Origin of the sequence: Brasilonema octagenarum UFV-OR1 (assembly GCF_963888615.1) — a bacterium.
Taxonomy (GTDB): Bacteria; Cyanobacteriota; Cyanobacteriia; order Cyanobacteriales; family Nostocaceae; genus Brasilonema; species Brasilonema sennae.
In genome coordinates this window covers 18157-36517 of the sequence record NZ_CAWPKW010000303.1, presented here as the reverse complement: position 1 = coordinate 36517, position 18361 = coordinate 18157, and the positions used below count along the sequence as shown (strand labels likewise).

The window sequence follows — 18361 nt, the reverse complement described above, 5'->3', positions numbered from 1 at the left end:
TCAAAGGAAGTTAAGGCTCAGTCAAAGGAAGTTAAGGCTCAGTCAAAGGAAGTTAAGGCTCAGTCAAAGGAAGTTATTGCTCAGTCAAAGGAAGTTATTGCTCAGTCCAAGAACATTAAGGCTCAGTCGAAGTTCATTCAAAAAATTTCAAATGATTTAAAGGAAGTTAATATCGAAGCTGTTTGTCAGTTTATTGCCTTGAAAACTCATTTAGCCCGAGTAAAAATACATCAAGAACAAATTGAAACAGCAATTTTAATCAAATGGGGAAAACTGGAACAATTGCCATTATCCAGCAGATACACTAACTGGCTTACCGAAAATGGATATCATTGGCAACCAATTTTCGTAAATGCAGCTAGTCAAGAAATCCAGTACGAGTTTAAAATTTTCGCTTGTGACTACGAAGCTTTTGCACTTCTTTCAAAGTTGCAGAGTGAACGCCGCTTGTACTATGCCATCCCCGATTTCGATACTGCTTTACAAATAATTAACACTATCAAAGATTCATGTCAGATCAATTGAGGCAAACTCTTAAGAGCAGGCGCACTGGCGGCGCACCACCCGCTACGAATGAAACAAACACCTTTTTCACGCCCTTCGGGTTCGCCAGTCGCCTACGGAGGGAAACCCTCCTGCAGCGCTGGTCTCACCAGATACCTAGGTCGGGAGACCCTCATCAAGTACTGGCGGCAGTGGCTCGCCTACACCCTTACACCCTTACACCCCTTTCTTGGTCAAAGCAATATGTTAGGTAGATTCCTTAACTTTTACAAATTAGATTTTATTTTTCTGAATTGATTCTTCAAATTCTCCAATGTTTTCTCCCACTGACTTTTCTTTGGTTTTTCTGGGAAAACAGCGGGTGGAAGTGCAAGATTAAGATTGCGATAATATTCCCAAATTTCCCAATAAGGACAACCAGGTTCAATCCGAATACCAGCCCAGTGGAGATATTGTAGAGGTTGATTCACTAAAGGATCAATCAGTATATTTCCCTGAGTTTGAAAATGGTGACTTCCTCCCCAATTTCCTGGTGCTTTACCCTCTCTGCGGACAATGTTAAAGCGAGAAGGAATTCGCTTCAAGAGCATATAATTGATAATAGGTTGGTCGGAAGTTTTTTGGGAAAAATCGAAATATTCTGGATGTGCGGCGCACTCGGCGAAAGTTTCATACAAATCCTGTTCCGAGATAAGATTTTTCTTAGAACCCCAAAAACCACCATTGAAAATATCTTTGACTTCATCTTCAGTAAAGACTTTTTCTTCTAAAATTTTTGGTGTAAAGACATTCGTAATACCACCGGCGTGTTGATAATCACAACAAATAAAATTGTATTTATTCAGATAATTCAGATTATCAATAATTTTTTCAAAGACAACTATATCTGTATCTATGTACAAAAACTCATCAAAAGCTCCAAACCAACAAGCTTGCTTGCGAAATTGATTAGGACGAGCAAAAAACTTGTTTCCAAAAACTTCATGTAATTTTATTGACAATCTATCAATAAACTCTAAATCTTCATATATTTCTACTCCATAATATGTACCCAGTGTATCTGCAATATTGTGATAATTGTCATCATAAGGAATCATGACAATTGGTGTTTCTTTATCATGCAAACGAATGCTGTTGAGTAGTGCGATCGCATGGTCAGTCACCTTATCATTAGCAATAATATAAATTCCACGGTTCATTGAATAATCCTCAACCTGCTAATCCTAACTTTCGGAAAATACGTGTAGCTAAACTTGGCGGTGCATTGTAAGCTTTCGGCTTACTGTTGAATTTTGGTCGCTTGTCTGGTTCATGTAGATAGCGATAATGCAAGAAAATTTCCCGGTAAGGAAAATCAATATTTTCTCCAGAACAAATGCGGCTAAACAACTGAGACGATAAACCGATATAGTGAATATAAGTTAACGGATGACCTTTGTCATACAAGATATTATTTATGGCTTCAAAATGGGGAGAAGTTACGCAACAACCGGTTCTTTCATTTTCCGGGAGATGATGGGCGAAATTATAGCTAGATATGCCTGACTTCATGACCATGTAGTTGAGAATAGTTTGGTCGGGAGCATTCATATATAAAATTTCTGCTTCATCTTGTTTGAGTTGTGATATAATGTCATTACGTTGAGATTGATTAAAAATATCCTTTTTACTTCCATACATACCCGCACAAAAAATTTCAGAATCTATGCGAGCAAGCGGGAAAATATTTAATAAGTTATTCGACTTAACATTGTAGACATGAGTAGGATCTTTATATTGGAAATCATAAACAACGAAGTCATTCTGATTTAACTGCTGAAAAATATAATCTAAAGAATTTAGGACTAGAATATCAGCATCGAAATAAATAAATTTATTAAACGGACCATCGAAGCCACAAAAACGACGATGCATTCCTAGGCGATAAACTCCCGAGATGCCGTTTTGTTGCCAAGTTTGGAAAGCACTAGGATGAGTTTGCCAGATTTTAGTGGCGAAATCTTCCCAACGTGCAATAGCTGCTGTATCTGCAAATATTTCTACATTGTTTCTGTTTTTGATTTCGTCTTTTACTTGTTCAATAGTTTTATCATAAGGAATGATACAAACTGGATAAGGTTTGCCGGCATTTGCTTCAATACTATTTAAGAAAGCTACTAATTGGTCAAAGACGATATCGTTAGCGAGTACGTAAATACCTTCAGTCATCCAAGTCTCCACATATTTCCATAATTACCGTCATCATGAACAATTTGTAACGTAATCCGAGAGCCAATTTAACAAATTTAACTTATGTAAAATAATTTGTCTGGCTTCGGCGATCGCACTCTTGGCTGCATACCACGCATCAGTTGTTGCTGTCACTTCTTGAATGTAAAGAAGTCCTTTTTCATCCAAACTTGGTAATCTCAAAAAACTACCAGGAGGTAATAATTTATCTGCGGCAGTTCCCCCATAATAAATTGGTAAACACCAAGCAAGCAAAGCATCCCATAGCTTTTCACTCACATACCAATTATTGTCAGCATAATTTTCAATTGCCAAGTTATAATAGTATGGAGCCATACCATACCATTTGTTGCTCAATTCTCCGCCTCCTTGTGCCCATTCTGGTAAGCCACGACCATATAAATCAAACTTCAATTCGCTGTTTCGCAGCAGTTTTAAAAATTCCAGGCGCTGGCGATGATTAACTGTACGACTAATACCAGATGTCACCCAACTACATGGTTTAGTTTTTTCTGGCGGTGGCATATCATTCAACTCACGAAATGAGTTAGAATAATACCAAATAGCAGGCATATAATTCGGCGTGGGGGCAAAATCATCTGGTCCAGAAATATAACCGCAGTGCGCTTGAGCCTGTTGATAAAATTTTTTATTCAATTCAATAACTTCGTCTAAAGGTGGTTCTCGCAACAGATAAATGACTCGCTCTTTAGGAATGTTTATAAGTTTATTTTGTAGCGTTTGCTGTGCCTTTTCGTATTCAAGTTGTGCCTTTGCATTCTTCCAAAACCACAACTGCTTTTGCGGTGCTTGCGGAAAAGACGTGTAGTTATACATTAATAAGAAATCTGGTTTGGGGGCTGTAGAATGGATTTGAATATCACCCCAAACACCAAAGGGATGAGGAGTTTGTTGCCATAGCCAATCTGGTTTTTGATCTAAACCAGGATAGCTGCTGATCATGCCGACTGTTTTGATGCTCATTTTTCATTAATTTGTGGTTCAAGAGAATAAGGAGACGCACAGGGGAAACGTATCAATTTGATTCAGCCACTCGTAGCAGAACGGAAAAATGATGCCAATACTTACTAAGTGTACTCCACACTCTCTAATTCAGCATTCAAACAGTGTTCAATCAAGGCTTTGCTTTTATAGACATGACTTACGCAAAATAATGAAAAAATAAACCACATAGACGCGGAGCGGTGAGACAGCGCGAATGACGCTTTCCCGACCTAGGCGACTGCGTAAGCGCAAAGCCCACACGGCTTGGGCGTAAGCGCAAGCGCACGCTAAGAGCGAACGCGCAGCGTCTCCGTAGGAGATACGCGTAGCGTCTGGTGCAGGAGATACCCGAAGGGCTTCCCGCAGGGTAGGACACAAAGAACACAAAAGTAAGAGGGTTTAAAAGGGTTTTTGCGTAAGTCCTAATAGAGTAGTTATGGGAGGGTGTAAGGGGGTAAGGGTGTAGGGGTATAAGGGTTTGAACCCCTATACCCTTGCCCAAACCTTTGATCTCTGGTTTTCATGCGTAAGTCCTAATGAAATCAGGCGATAAGCCGGAGGCTTGACGCTCCGCGTATCGCATCGAAGTTCAAGATGCGGAATGTGGGTTACAACTGGATACTTATTGTAAACACCAGTTTGTATAGCTCGTTCAAGCTCAAAGCTTGCAATTTCCTCAATAATCTCGCGGACTGCGACATCGAGCCATATTCCATCTGCTGATTTTGGCGCGTATGCTAAAACATGACCAATGTTTATTCCACAGAACAATAGCAGCGATCGCTAAATTCAAGTTATTGGCTCGGAAAATTTGTATTTAAGTATACTTTAAAACTTAATATTGATCAATTCTTTAGCTAGAAGTTAGATGCAACAGTAGTGGTTATTTTGGTGGAAGCAGCGAGACAAATTCTGCTAGTGGTACTACAGAGTCAGTTTCTTTGCAAATGAGGAAAACAGTGCTTGCTCCAAAGTGCCTCCTTAAATTGCGCAAATCCAGCGAGAAAGATACTTGACTGGATTATTGCCGGAGTATTGGGGCTTTCACTTAGTTCCAGTAATGGGATGGGTATTCCGGTACTATTCGCGCTTCCGATACTATTGTATAAGGAAAAATAAATGCTCGGTCACGACATTATTGTTATTGGAGCCTCAGCAGGCGGCGTGGAAGCGCTGAAGACACTGGTCGCCCCTTTGCCAAAAGATCTAAGCGCTGCAATCTTCATCGTCGTTCACGTTTCACCGCAATTTAAAAGCTTGTTGCCGGATCTCTTGAGCCGTTGTGGTTCCTTGAGCGCGACTCATGCAAAAGACGGTGAGGCTATAGAGCATGGACGGATCTACGTAGCACCGCCGGACTACCACTTGCTAGTTAAACGCGGCTACATCCGCGTGGTGCAGGGTCCTAAGGAAAATCGCTGTCGTCCGGCGGTCGATCCCCTGTTTCGCACAGCAGCAAAGGCGTACAAAAGCCGAGTGGTTGGTGTGGTGTTGTCGGGCATGCTTGACGACGGGACAGCGGGGCTTATAGACGTGAAAAAACTTGGCGGTATGGCAGTCGTTCAGAACCCCGATGATGCCCTGTTTTCCGGGATGCCCAACAGCGCCATCGAACACGTAGACGTTGACCATATCCTGCCAGTGGTGTCAATCGCTCCCCTTTTAGTACAGCTAACTTATGAACCAATAGCAACACAAGGAGCTTTGAATATGTCTAACGAGGACGAACTGGAAATGGAACCCGACATTGTGGAACTCGATGGGGTGGCTTTACGGAACAACGGACCGCTTGGGATAAGCGCGGGCTTGATCTGTCCAGACTGCGGCGGTAGCCTGTTCCAACTGCAGGAAAGAAATTTTCTCCAGTTCCGCTGTCGCGTGGGCCACGCCTTCTCACAGGCTAGTTTGCAGGCGGCGCAGGCTGAGGTCCAAGAGAAGGCGTTGTGGGCGGCAATTTATTCTTTAGAAGAGCGAGCGGAGCTGATGTTTAAGACGGCTACGGATGCGCGCTCTAGGAACCGCATCCACTCAGCAAAGGTTTTTGAAGCGCAGGCTATTGAGGCGCAACAGCGCTCTGACCTGATCCGGCAAGCACTGTTCATGGGTCAATTGCCTGCTACAGCTACTGGGACAGCAAATAACCAAGTACCGAATAACGAGACACAACAAGAACTAACTGCTGACAAAGTGGTGGTGCTGGCAGTAGGTGACGGTGGGATAAGCGCCTTAAGCCAGATCCTAGTTGCCTTACCACTGAACTTTCCGGCAGCCATCATCGTGGTACAGCACTTAGACACCCAATCCAACTCCAGCTCAATGGCGTCCGCCCTGAGCGGCTCTATGACTTTGCCTGTCAAGCTTGCACAAGAAGGGGAGCCATTACGACCGTCCATTATCTACTTTGCTTCCCCAAACGAACACCTGCTAGTCACTGCAAACGGTACTATTTGCCTTTCGCAAGCCGTATTCGTGGATTTTGCCCGCCCTTCTGCCGACTTGCTGTTGGAGTCAGTCGCAGCTAGTTTCAAACAGCGGGCAATAGCCGTAATCCTCAGTGGTACAGGTAATGATGGCGCTTTGGGAGTGCAGGCGATTCATCAGATGGGCGGTAAGGTTATTACCTCTGATGATAGTACTAGCGAGTTTTTCGATATGCCCGACGCTGCCATTTCCACCGGGACTGTAGATTTCGTCCTCCCAGTCAACGAGATTGCTTCAAGGCTTATAAACCTAGTGACGTCTGAAGCAACCGAATGAGCAAAGCGTGAAGAATCGGTAGCAAAAGTTGTCTGAAATTTACTGCATCTTCCAGACAAAACGGTCTTTGGAAAGTTCTTGGTAAAGAAGTTTAAGTTGTCGCTCGGAATGAATTAGTAGCGGAACATACATCCATTCCAGGATGGCAAGTTTGTTGTCTTCAATGTCGTCTGCCCTCTCCAAAACATCAAAAATCTTTTTGATGCGGTAGTTAGTAAGTATGATTTTCTAGCTAGCTAAAGGAAAGGCAGCAGCTAGTATCCAGCCAAACAATAAAGCACTGCCAAGGGCATAACTCCAAATTTCTTTATACAAGCTGCAAGCATAGGAAAAAATCCCTATAATCAAAGGAAACAATGGTAGCAAAAGAAAAATAAAACTAAGTTCAGGCAATAAGTAAAGCACCAAAATAAAGCCCCCTATCAAAATCACACTTTGCCCTAGCCACCACAAAATTCGTTTTCCAACTCCAACGTCTTGTTGTGCGACTCCAGATGCCAAAAACCAAGGAAAACAAACGATTGACATCAGGGGAAATAACTTTAAACGCGCCGGAATAAGCCACCACTGTAGCCACACCACCTGTGCCATTGCACCAAAGGCAATCCACAATACTACAAATAGTGCTATGCCTAAACCAACAGTTCGTAGTGTAGGACGTGGTAAGCGAAACATAACAGCCAACCAAACCAAACCCGCAACGCCGAACCAAATACTTACTGCACCGCCTACCAGCAAGCCACCCAAACTGTTAATATCGCCACTACGACTCAGTAACACCAGTACACCACTTGCTACAAACGGTGCTATCAGTAAACCTCCCCAGCTTCTTAAACCAGAGAAAAAACGTAGTGACGTTTTAGAAGATGTGGAGAATTTGCCCGTATCTTCTTTGATAGAAGCAACTGCGCCAAGTAAAGCCAGCCACGCTAACAAGTGCAAGAAATACCAAATCATCCGACGATCAACGTAGTCACTATTACGTTGCACTCCAAAAGTGGCATCAAGCCAGTTTTTGGCAGCTTGGTGGCTAGCATTCCTAAACAAAATAGTGATGTGTTCAGCGTTGGGAATGACGACAAGTTGGCGTCCTCTTCCAGCAGCCAAATTTTCATTTTCTCCTCCCGCCGCCTTCAATAACCGCTGTGCATTCCCAACAAAACCTCCTTCCCAAGAACCTGCTTGCAACTGGAGATTACGCGGCGCTTCGGGCGTTACCGCCGCACCCGTGGGCGAAACGGCAACAGTAGCAGCAAAACGGTTTACATTCTCAATACCGGCTGACATGACTGCACCACTCCCCATAGAATGACCAAGCATTGCTAAACGCGACGAATCAACCTCTGGCTGTTCCAAGATTACTGCATAAGCAACATCTAGATTTTGCTGAAGTGAACCACGTTCCAGTGGTTTGGCGTTAGCCCCATGACTGTTAAAATCCCACAGCATCACGGCGTAACCTGCGTGTGCTAAAACGTGGCCGTAACCCAACATCAACTGCTTAGAACCTGCATAACCGTGGGCGATAAGGACACCTGGTATCTTCTCGGCGTTACGTGGTGCAACGTATAGCATAGGCACTCCTTCACGGTTAAGGTGACGCACCAGTAACCCAGTTTGCGCTGTAATGACACCCCACCAAGAAAAGCCAATCAGCAATAGTGCGGCGACAGCCAATAATACAGCATTGCGATTCATCTAAGTCGTGATTTTCCTGACACTATATAGGATGATAATCAACAGATAGAGCATCAAAATTCTACCCAGCAAAGGAGATTTAGCTATCTAGCTTGTAGAAATCAATTGTTTGGCGATACGCATGATTGCGTCTGCCCTGAGTCCTTACGGACACGCGCAAGGGATGGGCGATCGCTAGAACTGGTTTGAAAATAGAAATTGTTAACCCAAGAATCCAACTTAGTGTGATATTGAAATGACTATCAAATTGAAAAACCTAATCATCATTCTCTTACTGACATTCATTGTTTTAAATCTGAACTTCATTCCTACAGCATTCGCTACAGATACAGTGAACGCCCAAAAAATATTTAGTGTTCAATGTGCTGGTTGTCATATTAACGGTAGCAACATTATTAGACGAGGCAAGAATTTAAAATTAAAAGCACTAAAAAAATATCATATGGATTCCATTGAGGCAATTTCCTCGATTGTTACTAATGGCAAAAATAATATGCCAGCCTACGAAGATCGCCTGAGCAAACAAGAAATACAAGATTTATCCGCTTATGTGTTAAAGCAAGCTGAAAAAGGCTGGCGTTAGTTATACCAATTCTCTATGAAGATGCACTTAATGTTTATTAAACTAACCGCCAAGACGCCAAGAACGCCAAGAATAAAAGAGTAAATATTAAGTGCAAGTTTACAGAGAATTGGTATTATTGAGTACCGTTTTCTATCTCAACGAAAAAGCTTTTGGGTAGGATAGCATTAAATTAAGTGCAAATTTAGTGCATAATCAACCCAATGATAAACATTAGCCGAGATATACATTCACTCTCCAGCTTTAAACGCAATACGCTGGAATTCCTAGAACAGATGAAGCAGACGGGAAAACCTGTAGTGCTGACAGTTAATGGTAAAGCCGAACTTGTCGTCCAAGATGCTGAATCTTACCAAAAGCTGCTCGATGCTTTGGAGAAGTTGGAAGCTATTGCTGGAATCAAGAAGGGATTGGAAGATGTCGAAGCAGGTAGAACCACTACCTTGAGCGAATTTGAACAAGAAATGCGACAAAAGTATGGCATTTCTAGTTAGAACGACTCGAACGGCAAATGCAGAAATTGAGGCTGCTTATTTTTGGTTGAGAGAGCGAAAGCCTGTTTATGCCGATAAGTGGTTTCGGGAATTGATGGATACTATTGCAACTTTACAAGAAAAGCCACGACGCTGCGCTTTAGCTCCAGAAAATGATGCACTTACCGAGGAAATCCGTCAACTGATTTACGGTAAGTCAAGAAACAAGTACCGAATTTTGTTTACAATTCGGGAAGATGTTGTGTTTGTACTTCATGTGCGTCACAGTTCGCAAGCTTTGCTGACGAGTGAAGAAATTGACGAGGAAGAAGAATAAGAAGGGAATGAGAACTGCGATCGCCTGAAGGGCACTGCCCTCCGCGCAATCGCATTCACCAAGTTGTTCTTTGTGAAGTGCGATAGATAATCACTGATATTTTAAAAAGTGTTTAATGATCCAAGGTGTAAAACAGCAAAAAAATCATTCAACCGCGTCATAAGAATCAATTAAAAATTTTAGTCTATCAATACGACTATCATTAAAATTGTTAAGCTTCTCTCGGAAAGATATCCAATAGGGCTGCAAAGAGCCACTAAGCTCTATAGACTTATTGAGCAAAGAACAAAAAATATTCGGACAGCTTTTTGAGTAATAGATCTGATTATTATCACAAAAACCTTTAAAAATATATTCCCATTGTACTACACTCAAAGAATCAGCTACTTCAACTAAAAGACTAGCATGAAATGCTGCATTCTTGTAAGAGCTAGAGTCTATAAATTTATCTACTACAGTGGCAACATTTTCTTTGAGAATGGGTTGAAGTAAGTTTTTGAAAAAATCATCACTATTGTATTTTCATTTCATTATAAGTAAATCTTCAAAATCTACCTCTTTAATACGTTGAACCAAAATATTTTCAACCATTTTATGTAAATCATCTAATTCCCCTGCTTTCGCCTTTTCATCTTGATTCCAAGGAATTTTATGGATATATCCATCTCTCACGGCAAGTAGCTCATCTAAACTCGCTTCTGTGACTTTTTCTTGCAACATTGCTTCAATCCATTCATTCAATAAATTATGTTCATATCTTGATTTTAATGATAATAATATTGTCAGAGAAGCTACTTGTAATTTTTCTACTAAATAAGGTTCAATTTTATCATTTCATAATTTTTTTTCTTCTTGTATCATTAAAAGCAATTCATCAAAAGTAGCTTCTGGTATCCTCTCCTCTAATAAAGGACTTATTATCTCATCGAGTAAGGTATCTTTACAGAATTCTTTTAAAGAAAGTAAATGTCTCAAGGAAAATTGGAGTTTTTTAACTACATCTTCTCTCAAAAAATCTATTCGTATAGATTTCAATAAAATAATTATACTTTTATGAGATAATCGTTTTTCATGATTCAAATGTATTTCAAATCTATCAAGTTTATCAAGAAACATTTTTGTCTTCAACTGACATGCTTCACTAAGACTATCCCAGACCTTAACATTTTCAAGGTAGACAATAACTTTATCCCAATTGCTATCAACGACTCTGTTGAGAATAATATCAGACAATTTATCATTCAATATTTCTCTTGTTTGTTCCGGATACATACTTGATATTGCATGAATGGCGGAAAATTGACGTTCTTTTTCGTCTTCGGGAAGATTTTCTGTTAACAAGCTTATTGTTAATCCAAGAACAACATCTTTGATAAGAGCCAAGCGAGCGCGAGCTAACGGACTTTTTTGAAAATACTTTATTGCCAGTTCTGAGTCTGTTGGGAAATACTCAGACTTAATATCTTGGAAAATTCTTTCACGGGCTGCACGACCTTGAACTGGTGGTCTTTCTAAAAGGTGTGTAATAGCACTTCTTAAGTGATAGCGTGCTAATTCTGCTGTCGCCTCAAATGGTTCCTCCAAAGATGTCATTGAGGGATGAGCGCATCGGCTTCTATCTTCAAATAATCTTTCAATATCTGACATCTCAACATTCGAGATTAATTCAAATGGCTTGAGCGCTTTTTTGGGAATATCTGACTCAAACTGCCAAAGCTCTTTGACCTTTTTTTCAGAACTCAGTTTTTCAAATTGTTCCAATAACTTTGATGCTTCTTTATCTCCTAAAAGCTCTAATTCTCTGAGTTTATGAAGAAAATCAAGTACTACTGCCTTCCATATTGCCACAATACAAGAACGGTATGCTCCTGCTCTATAACAAGCTACTGCTTCTTTGATAAACTTCCTTGCTTGCTTATCTCTACAACGCACTATTAATTCATCTAAATCAATGAAAGCTTCGTACATAACCTGAAAACGACTGATTTTTTACCATTTGTCAGTATGGTAACCTAAGTATATGCCTACCTGCGGAAGTTAAGAGCGATCTGCCGTTCGCGTAGCGTGCGCTTTGCGCGTGAGGCAAGCGAAGCTATCGCCACAGTTTTAACAATGTCTTGCTATCTCCTGCACGCAGGCTTATGAAACTTATTCTGGTGGGCAAGCATATTGTGCATGGGTTAGAATATTCAAATATAGTCTTTTTAGGTTCGTAGTAATCCTATGACGCTACAAAAGTTGGAACCAGAACTACTTGCCTTAACACCAAACGAAAAAGCACAGGCGATTCAGATATTAGCCCAAAGTTTAGGAAATGCTTGGCGTGGAATCGAGAAAACCCCAGGTGTATGTGGTGGAGATGCTTGTATTAGTGGAACCCGCATTCCTGTTTGGGTGTTAGTTAATGCTCGTAATTTAGGTATTAGCGAAGCTCAACTTTTGAAAGACTATCCAACTTTATCTGCGACAGACTTAGCCAACGCTTGGGTTTATGCCACAGTATATCCAGAGGAAATAACAACAGCCATTCGGGAGAATGAAGAATAATGGCTCGTTTGTATGCAGATGAACAGTTTCCCTATGAGGTTGTGGAGCATTTACGCGATTTGGGGCATGATGTTGTTACCGTCCAAGAAGCACGAAAGGCTAATTTAAAAATACCTGATGATGAAGTTCTCGCATTTGCAAGTAGTAACGAGCGTGTTGTTTTAACCCTAAACCGCAGAGACTTCAAACGTTTGCATCGCTATGTACCCAGTCATGCTGGTATTATTATTTGTACGGATGATGTAGATAGAAGTGGATTAGCAAAGCGAATTAATGCAGCTATTTTGGCAGGGGAACCTTTGGCTGGTAAGTTGGTTAGTGTGGTGCGTCCTGCGAGATGAACAAGATTGTGTGTAGACGATGCACTAAGATGCGATCGCCCAAAGCAAGAGACGCCAAGAGCGTATCGCAGATTTTACCTGTATCTTAACCGTAACTCATATGCCTCACCTCAAAGAAGCCTTTCAAGCCCGCATTGAAGTGAGTAAAACACAGAGTGGTTCACAAGTGCGATTGTTGATTTAACAGTTACCAGTTATCAGTTATCAGTCATCAGTTTCACTGTTGACTGTTCACTGATTTAAGGACTAGAAATACTCGAAACAGTAAATGGTAACTCAGCTGTCAATCCTGATCCACGCTTGTCAAATTGAGAGTTGACAACTAGCAGCTGCTTCCTAACTTGGGCAATAGTAGTCGGGTAAGCCAACGACGGATCAGTCGTGCTAGAGACAACAGTCCCTCGCGAGAAATCCTCTTCTAGTTCAACTTTGACTATCAGCTTTTGCTGGTTACGCACAACGTACAAAATTTGCTTTTTACCGCGCGAGAGCAAGATACCATCGCCGTTGGTTAGTCGTTCACCACCTAAATCAATTTCGGTGACTTGCTTGCTATCAATGTCGATACGAAACAGCTTTCCTGTATTAGACTGCACAACTATCAGGTACTTGCCATCTAAGCTTGCAGCGATACCGTTGAGGTTAAATCCTGACTGGTACTCTAGACTCGTACCAGTAAAATCGAGCCAAGCCTCAAACTGAATTTCATTTGCCTCATTAATCGAAACTTTGTATAAAGTTGGATCAGATGAGTCAGTGAAATAGGCTTCTCCATTTGGGGAAATAGCAACATCATTGATGAATGTAGAAGCCTTTTGGTTCTTAAATTGACCGAGTAGTTCGCCACTGTGAGTATTGTAGACAAATATTTGACCAGTATTGCCTCCTGCTACAAACAAACGACCTTTGTCGTCCACTTTTAAGCCGATGGCTGTTGTGCGCCCATCAGCACCACCGGGTAAGAACACCTCCGCTGACTCCTGTTGGAGATTTCCTCGAAAAATTGTGCCGTCTGTGGTGCTGCTGACAAAAAAGTCTTTGGTTTTGGGTTGATAAGCAATACCTTCTGGAAAAACCCTCTCTCCAGGAAGGATATAGCGGTTGAGACTGATAACCTTAGCTTGGGTGCTAGCAAAATCGAAAGTAATCAATGAGACTACTACGACTACGAACAGTAAAATAAACTTTAATCTTGACATCAGTTTTTTTACGTATACTTTAGTTAACAATCTCAAACCAGAGAAGAAAAATCAAGGGTTCGGTTAACGCAATTGTTGCTCAGAAAAACCCGGTTTCTTTAAGAAACCGGGTTTGTGTTAAGCGTGCTTATCACCAACCGTATTGGATGCGATTATTGATTTAGCAAGATTGGGCAATGCGTCTAATAATAGACAAATGCTTTTAGGTTATGTTTGTTGTTGCGATCTGCTGATGATGAGTATCGTGGTTGTGAAACGTTCTTGGCAGCTGTATCACAAGTATCACCATGCTGGTTATCATATACAAACAAAGAGCTAACCACAAAATATGGTTACTATGAAAATACCAAGCAACAAAAGCTAAGGGTATAAATCCAACCCCAAGGGCAGTTAAGGAAGAGTTACGTAGAGTCGAGCCTTCTGCTAAACCAATAAAATATCCTTCTAGCATGAAAGCGATCGCAGCAAATGCTAACACAGGTAGTAACCAGAGAGTGTACTTATCAATGTCATTGGTGAGTTCAGCATGATTAGTTAATAATCCAAATATTGTTTTTGGAAAGACGATAGATACTATTGCCCAGGGAAGTGCACACAACAAACTAGTCAGCGTTGCAACTATAATAAGTGGCAATAACCTTTTGGAATCACCTTTACCTTTAAATTTACCCGTCAGACTTTGGGTAGCATGTCCGACTCCCTGAATGACGAAAACGCTTAAAGTCACAACTTGTAATAGTAAACCGTTTTCAGCCAATATTGTTGTCCCCATTAACGAACTCAAATTGGTGAACACGGCTAAAGCAGTAATAAAAGTTAAATACCTGATAAGTATATTTCCATTCAAGGCAAAGGAGGCTTTAAGGGCTTGCCAATCCAAAACCTTTTGAAGAACAGCGGGGAAATCCTGCCATTTGATATTAAAGCACGCAAACGTCAGACCGACCAACAGCGTCAAATACTGGCTAATAGCTGTTGCTAATCCAGCCCCAGCAGTTTCCCAACCCCAATTGATAATCATTACGTAGTCCAGCACAACGTTTGCTGCGTTACCAATCAGGGACATCACCAATACGAAGCTATTCATCTCCCGCCCAAAAAACCAACCAATCAAAACATAGTTTAGCAAAACTGCAGGTGCTCCCCAGATTCGAGCATTGAAATAAGCAACACCTGCATCTTTTACCTCTGAATTTGCACTCAATAGGGTAAATCCCACTTCTCTTATGGGGTACTGGAAAATCAGAATTAGTGCGGCTATTCCCAAAGCGATTAAGCCATTTCGCAGTCCCACTAGCATCATTGCGTTGAAATCCTCTCGTCCAACGGCTTGCGCTGTCATACTATTGGTTGAAGAGCGTATGAATTTCAAAACGCGGTAGAGGTACTCAAACAAGATCGTAGCCAGGATGACTCCTGCTAAGTGACGGATTTCAGTCAAGTGTCCCAAAAATGCCACATCGACTAACCCTGCTAGAGGTACCATGATACCTGAAAGAATATTGACAGTTGCTAATCGGCAAAAGCGATTTAAAAAATCAAACTTAGCATCATGTTCACTCGTGAGGTTAACAAAAGCCATAAATTTTCCGCTAAACTTGTTTGCATTCAAGAGAAGATTATCCCTATCTTTTTAGCACCATTATCTCCACTACTGAACCCCATACAACAATTTTGGGAACATCTTAAAGCTGAGTTACAGTGGCAAAACTGTTCAACCCTCAATCAGTTATACGATCAGTCTTTATCCTTTAAGCTGTGCTGCTCGTCACAGAAAATCATAGAACAGATAACTCCTGAGTTGATTATCTGGCTAACTGGCTGGGACTTTATCATCTCTGCTATATTAAGCTCATCTTTACATAAAAAAAGTTATCCATTGACAACATACTGAACAAGCTCTTTTAGAGGCGATCATCGCGACCTCAATTTTAACAAAAGTGAGCTACTAAAACGCTTTAATTAGCTTTGTTTATGGTTTGGTCATCGGTGGGGTTGACCGCAAGTCCTACATCCAAATGATGGAACAAGAAGCCCAAGAAGCTCAAAACGCTGGACGCATCATAGTAATTGTACAAGATAACGGATCAATACACCGATGTAAAGACGCCCAAAAGTTATGGTCAAAGTGGGAACACATGGGTTTGTACATCTTTTTTTTGCCTACATACTGTTCGCAGATGAACCCAATTGAATTGGAGTCGCAGCACCTTAAAAAAGATGAACTATGTGGGCAAATATTCAATGATGAGTTAGACCTCGCTTATGCCGTGATTGATGGTATCAAAGCTAGGGGGGAAAAAGGTAACTACAGTACACAACGTATCAGGTTTAACTCTAATCGCTCTGGTTAAGTTTTCGTTACATAGTTATAAATTTCCCCGCCCACTTACTTAGTGTGACTACGCTTAGAGTTTATTGATGAACAAACTTCAAAGGTATCTCTGCTCGTTATGAAAATTCTCCTAGTTGAAGATGAGCCAGATCTAGGCGCGTCAATAGCGCGAAAATTGAGCAAGGAAAAATATATTGTTGACTGGGTTTTAGACGGTACTGAAGCTTGGATTTGCCTGGAGAACGAATGGACACAATATACACTGGCAATTTTTGATTGGTTACTGCCAGGAATATCGGGTTTAGAACTCTGCAAGCGATTACGGCTTCGTGGCAATCCTTTACCCGTTCTGATACTTACAGCTAAAGATAGTATGGCAGATAAGGTAGCTGGACTGGATGCAGGGGCTGATGATTATTTGGTTAAACCGTTTGGGATGGCGGAATTGCTGGCGCGGTTGCGTGCATTGCAAAGGCGATCGCCCCAGTTTCAGCCTCAACAACTTCAAGTTGGTAGTTTTATTTTAGATTATGGTAGTGGTACAGTTTGCTATCAACACCCTAATGGTGATAGTCAGGTCATTTCTTTAACCAAGAAAGAATTTCATCTGTTGGAATACTTCATGAAACATCCCAACCAAATTCTTAGCCGCGAACAAATTTTGAGCCATCTTTATACGTTGAATGCGGAACGTATTAGTAATGTAGTGGCGGCTCAAATCCGACTGTTGCGACGTAAATTGTCAGAACATGGTTGTGATGGTTTTATCGAAACCGTCCCGAGTATGGGCTATCGTTTCAATTCCAGCGATGCAAATTAGACTGTTTCGTCAGACTCGCACCTCCCTTGCTCTGTGGTATGCAGTAGTAATGGGTCTGATTTTGACTGTATGCGGTTTCGTCGTTTATGAGGTCATTATTGACGCTTACTTGTTTTCCATCAACCAAGAACTAGAGTCTGTCTCAGGCACACTACATGATGTGATTGAACCGACTTTGAAAAAACCTGGTCGTATGGAGCCAGTTTTCCAACAGGTTCTACCAAATATTTGTCTAGTTGAGTCTAGCTGCCCTACTGAAAAAATCTTTGGTCAAAGCCAACATACACTTCCTGAACACGGTCTTTTTAGTCCTGTTTACAAAAATAAGCAATATTACATCCGTTTTGTCAATCTTTCAGGACGCTTAATTGCTGCAGCTGGTTTCCAACCTCACGAATTACCAGCGATTGTGCAAACAAAAGTGTGGCAAACACTCAAAGACCCGCAAGGCAATCGTTATAATCAAAAGACTTTGCCGTTGCATATTCAAGATAATCAGGTTTGGGGCTATATACAGGTGGGGCGCTCTCTCAAAGAGCTTGATAATCGTCTCGCTGCTTTAAAATTGGTTTTGGCGCTGGGATTGCCAATTACAGTACTCCTTGTTGGCGGTTCTAGTTGGTGGCTAGCGGGGTTGGCGATGCGACCAATTGACAGGTCATACAAACAAATGCAACAGTTTACGTCTGATGCTTCCCATGAGTTGCGTACTCCTCTAGCAGCAATTAATGCAACAGTAGAAACTATACTTGATATAGAACATCTATCTGAACAAGAAGCACGAGATACCCTGGCATCTATTCAACGTCAAAATTACCGACTCGCTGAACTGGTAAGTGACTTACTGCTACTATCTCGATTGGATCAGCAAACGCTGGCGACACAATGGGTACCTTGCTGTCTCAACGTTTTGATTCATGACCTTATAGAAGAGTTTTCCGCGTTAGCGAGTGCAGCTTCTTTGAAATTAACATCTTCTGTGTTGTCTGATCAGCCGTTGTATGTGATGGGAGATGAAGACCAACTTTTACGGCTGCTTTCTAATTTGATTGCTAATGCGATTAAATACACCACAGCAGGCGGTTATGTAAATGTCATTCTCAAATGCAACAACGGTTATGCTGTGATTGAAGTTCAAGATACGGGGATTGGCATTGCACCTGGTGAGCAAAAGCGGATTTTTAATCGCTTTTATCGGGTGAATAGCGATCGCTCGCGTACCACTGGTGGATCAGGATTAGGACTGGCGATCGCTCAAGCAATTGTTGAAGCACACAGAGGTAGCCTGCATGTGCAAAGCCAACTTGGTAAAGGTAGCACCTTCATCGTTCAATTGCCTTTAACTGTTAACCCGTTATCAAACCCAAACCCATGAAAGTCTGCTTCACAGTAGTGTTGCCATCGTTGACAGGTTAAGGTCAGAAACGATTTGTCAAGAAGTAATAGTGCTCAAAAATGAACCGAATCGGGGTGCAGGTCTTGGACAGTAACAATTACGAGTCGTGATGCCTGTGGCTGTGGTTATGTGCCATT

General features: G+C 41.5%; 18 protein-coding genes. 10 read left to right on the top strand and 8 right to left on the bottom strand.

The features are described 5' to 3' along the window. A partial coding sequence (locus AC5590_RS26660) for a hypothetical protein (RefSeq protein ID WP_211178545.1) occupies positions 1 to 525 on the top strand: 525 nt, incomplete at its 5' end. Between the two features lie 245 nt (positions 526 to 770). Here the strand turns inward: AC5590_RS26660 and AC5590_RS26655 are convergent. From AC5590_RS26655 to AC5590_RS26645, 3 genes are read right to left on the bottom strand one after another with little or no spacing between them, the layout of a single operon-like run. Next, positions 771 to 1703 (bottom strand): Npun_R2821/Npun_R2822 family protein, encoded by a 933-nt coding sequence (locus AC5590_RS26655; protein ID WP_169266353.1) that lies wholly within the window; start codon positions 1701 to 1703, stop codon positions 771 to 773. Positions 1704 to 1713: 10 nt separating this feature from the next. Then, entirely contained in the window at positions 1714 to 2712 is a 999-nt protein-coding gene (locus tag AC5590_RS26650; RefSeq protein ID WP_169266352.1) for an Npun_R2821/Npun_R2822 family protein, read from the bottom strand. 33 nt (positions 2713 to 2745) lie between these two features. After that, positions 2746 to 3717, bottom strand: coding sequence for a glycosyltransferase family 10 domain-containing protein (locus AC5590_RS26645; RefSeq protein WP_169266351.1), 972 nt, complete (start codon positions 3715 to 3717; stop codon positions 2746 to 2748). A 1140-nt stretch (positions 3718 to 4857) separates the two neighbouring features. Here AC5590_RS26645 and AC5590_RS26640 point away from each other — a divergent pair. Then, positions 4858 to 6495 carry a chemotaxis protein CheB gene (locus AC5590_RS26640; protein WP_169266350.1) on the top strand — a complete coding sequence of 546 codons (1638 nt, stop codon included), beginning with the start codon at positions 4858 to 4860 and terminating at the stop codon, positions 6493 to 6495. 228 nt (positions 6496 to 6723) lie between these two features. On the opposite strand, the gene AC5590_RS26635 is transcribed toward AC5590_RS26640, so the two are convergent. Next, positions 6724 to 8193: a serine aminopeptidase domain-containing protein gene (locus AC5590_RS26635; RefSeq protein WP_169266349.1), complete on the bottom strand. Its 1470-nt coding sequence runs from the start codon at positions 8191 to 8193 to the stop codon at positions 6724 to 6726. A 235-nt stretch (positions 8194 to 8428) separates the two neighbouring features. Between AC5590_RS26635 and petJ the strand changes: the two genes are divergently transcribed. From petJ to AC5590_RS26620, 3 genes are all read left to right on the top strand, one after another. After that, the gene (petJ, locus tag AC5590_RS26630) at positions 8429 to 8776 is read left to right on the top strand and encodes a cytochrome c6 PetJ (protein ID WP_169266348.1); all 348 of its coding nucleotides are present in this window, start codon (positions 8429 to 8431) and stop codon (positions 8774 to 8776) included. Positions 8777 to 8979: 203 nt separating this feature from the next. Beyond that, positions 8980 to 9270 carry a type II toxin-antitoxin system Phd/YefM family antitoxin gene (locus AC5590_RS26625; RefSeq protein WP_169266347.1) on the top strand — a complete coding sequence of 97 codons (291 nt, stop codon included), beginning with the start codon at positions 8980 to 8982 and terminating at the stop codon, positions 9268 to 9270. Beyond that, positions 9254 to 9586 (top strand): type II toxin-antitoxin system RelE/ParE family toxin, encoded by a 333-nt coding sequence (locus AC5590_RS26620; RefSeq protein ID WP_169266346.1) that lies wholly within the window; start codon positions 9254 to 9256, stop codon positions 9584 to 9586. Before AC5590_RS26625 ends, AC5590_RS26620 begins: the two co-directional genes overlap by 17 nt. A 522-nt stretch (positions 9587 to 10108) precedes the next feature. Here AC5590_RS26620 and AC5590_RS26615 read toward each other — a convergent pair. Both AC5590_RS26615 and AC5590_RS26610 read right to left on the bottom strand, forming a co-directional pair. Next, a complete protein-coding gene (locus tag AC5590_RS26615) occupies positions 10109 to 10327 on the bottom strand; it encodes a hypothetical protein (RefSeq protein WP_211178544.1) in 219 nt (72 codons plus the stop codon). Between the two features lie 93 nt (positions 10328 to 10420). Beyond that, on the bottom strand, positions 10421 to 11554 hold the full coding sequence (locus AC5590_RS26610; RefSeq protein ID WP_211178543.1) for a hypothetical protein: 1134 nt from the start codon (positions 11552 to 11554) through the stop codon (positions 10421 to 10423). A 255-nt stretch (positions 11555 to 11809) separates the two neighbouring features. Between AC5590_RS26610 and AC5590_RS26605 the strand changes: the two genes are divergently transcribed. After that, the gene (locus AC5590_RS26605) at positions 11810 to 12133 is read left to right on the top strand and encodes a DUF433 domain-containing protein (RefSeq protein ID WP_169266345.1); all 324 of its coding nucleotides are present in this window, start codon (positions 11810 to 11812) and stop codon (positions 12131 to 12133) included. Next, positions 12133 to 12474 carry a DUF5615 family PIN-like protein gene (locus AC5590_RS26600; RefSeq protein ID WP_169266344.1) on the top strand — a complete coding sequence of 114 codons (342 nt, stop codon included), beginning with the start codon at positions 12133 to 12135 and terminating at the stop codon, positions 12472 to 12474. The genes AC5590_RS26605 and AC5590_RS26600 overlap by 1 nt, the downstream gene beginning before the upstream one ends. A gap of 239 nt (positions 12475 to 12713) precedes the next feature. Here the strand turns inward: AC5590_RS26600 and AC5590_RS26595 are convergent, their stop codons facing one another. Then, a complete protein-coding gene (locus tag AC5590_RS26595) occupies positions 12714 to 13673 on the bottom strand; it encodes an SMP-30/gluconolactonase/LRE family protein (protein WP_169266343.1) in 960 nt (319 codons plus the stop codon). A gap of 202 nt (positions 13674 to 13875) precedes the next feature. Continuing rightward, positions 13876 to 15255 carry a guanitoxin biosynthesis MATE family efflux transporter GntT gene (gene gntT, locus AC5590_RS26590; RefSeq protein ID WP_169266342.1) on the bottom strand — a complete coding sequence of 460 codons (1380 nt, stop codon included), beginning with the start codon at positions 15253 to 15255 and terminating at the stop codon, positions 13876 to 13878. A 397-nt stretch (positions 15256 to 15652) separates the two neighbouring features. On the opposite strand from gntT, the gene AC5590_RS26585 reads away from it, so the two are divergent. The 3 genes from AC5590_RS26585 (at position 15653) to rppB (ending at position 18203) form a co-directional block, all read left to right on the top strand. Then, the gene (locus tag AC5590_RS26585) at positions 15653 to 16027 is read left to right on the top strand and encodes a transposase (protein WP_169266328.1); all 375 of its coding nucleotides are present in this window, start codon (positions 15653 to 15655) and stop codon (positions 16025 to 16027) included. Between the two features lie 99 nt (positions 16028 to 16126). Continuing rightward, the gene (rppA, locus tag AC5590_RS26580) at positions 16127 to 16828 is read left to right on the top strand and encodes a two-component system response regulator RppA (protein WP_169266341.1); all 702 of its coding nucleotides are present in this window, start codon (positions 16127 to 16129) and stop codon (positions 16826 to 16828) included. Continuing rightward, on the top strand, positions 16818 to 18203 hold the full coding sequence (rppB, locus tag AC5590_RS26575) for a two-component system sensor histidine kinase RppB (protein WP_169266340.1): 1386 nt from the start codon (positions 16818 to 16820) through the stop codon (positions 18201 to 18203). Before rppA ends, rppB begins: the two co-directional genes overlap by 11 nt. The last annotated feature ends 158 nt before the right edge of the window (positions 18204 to 18361 follow it).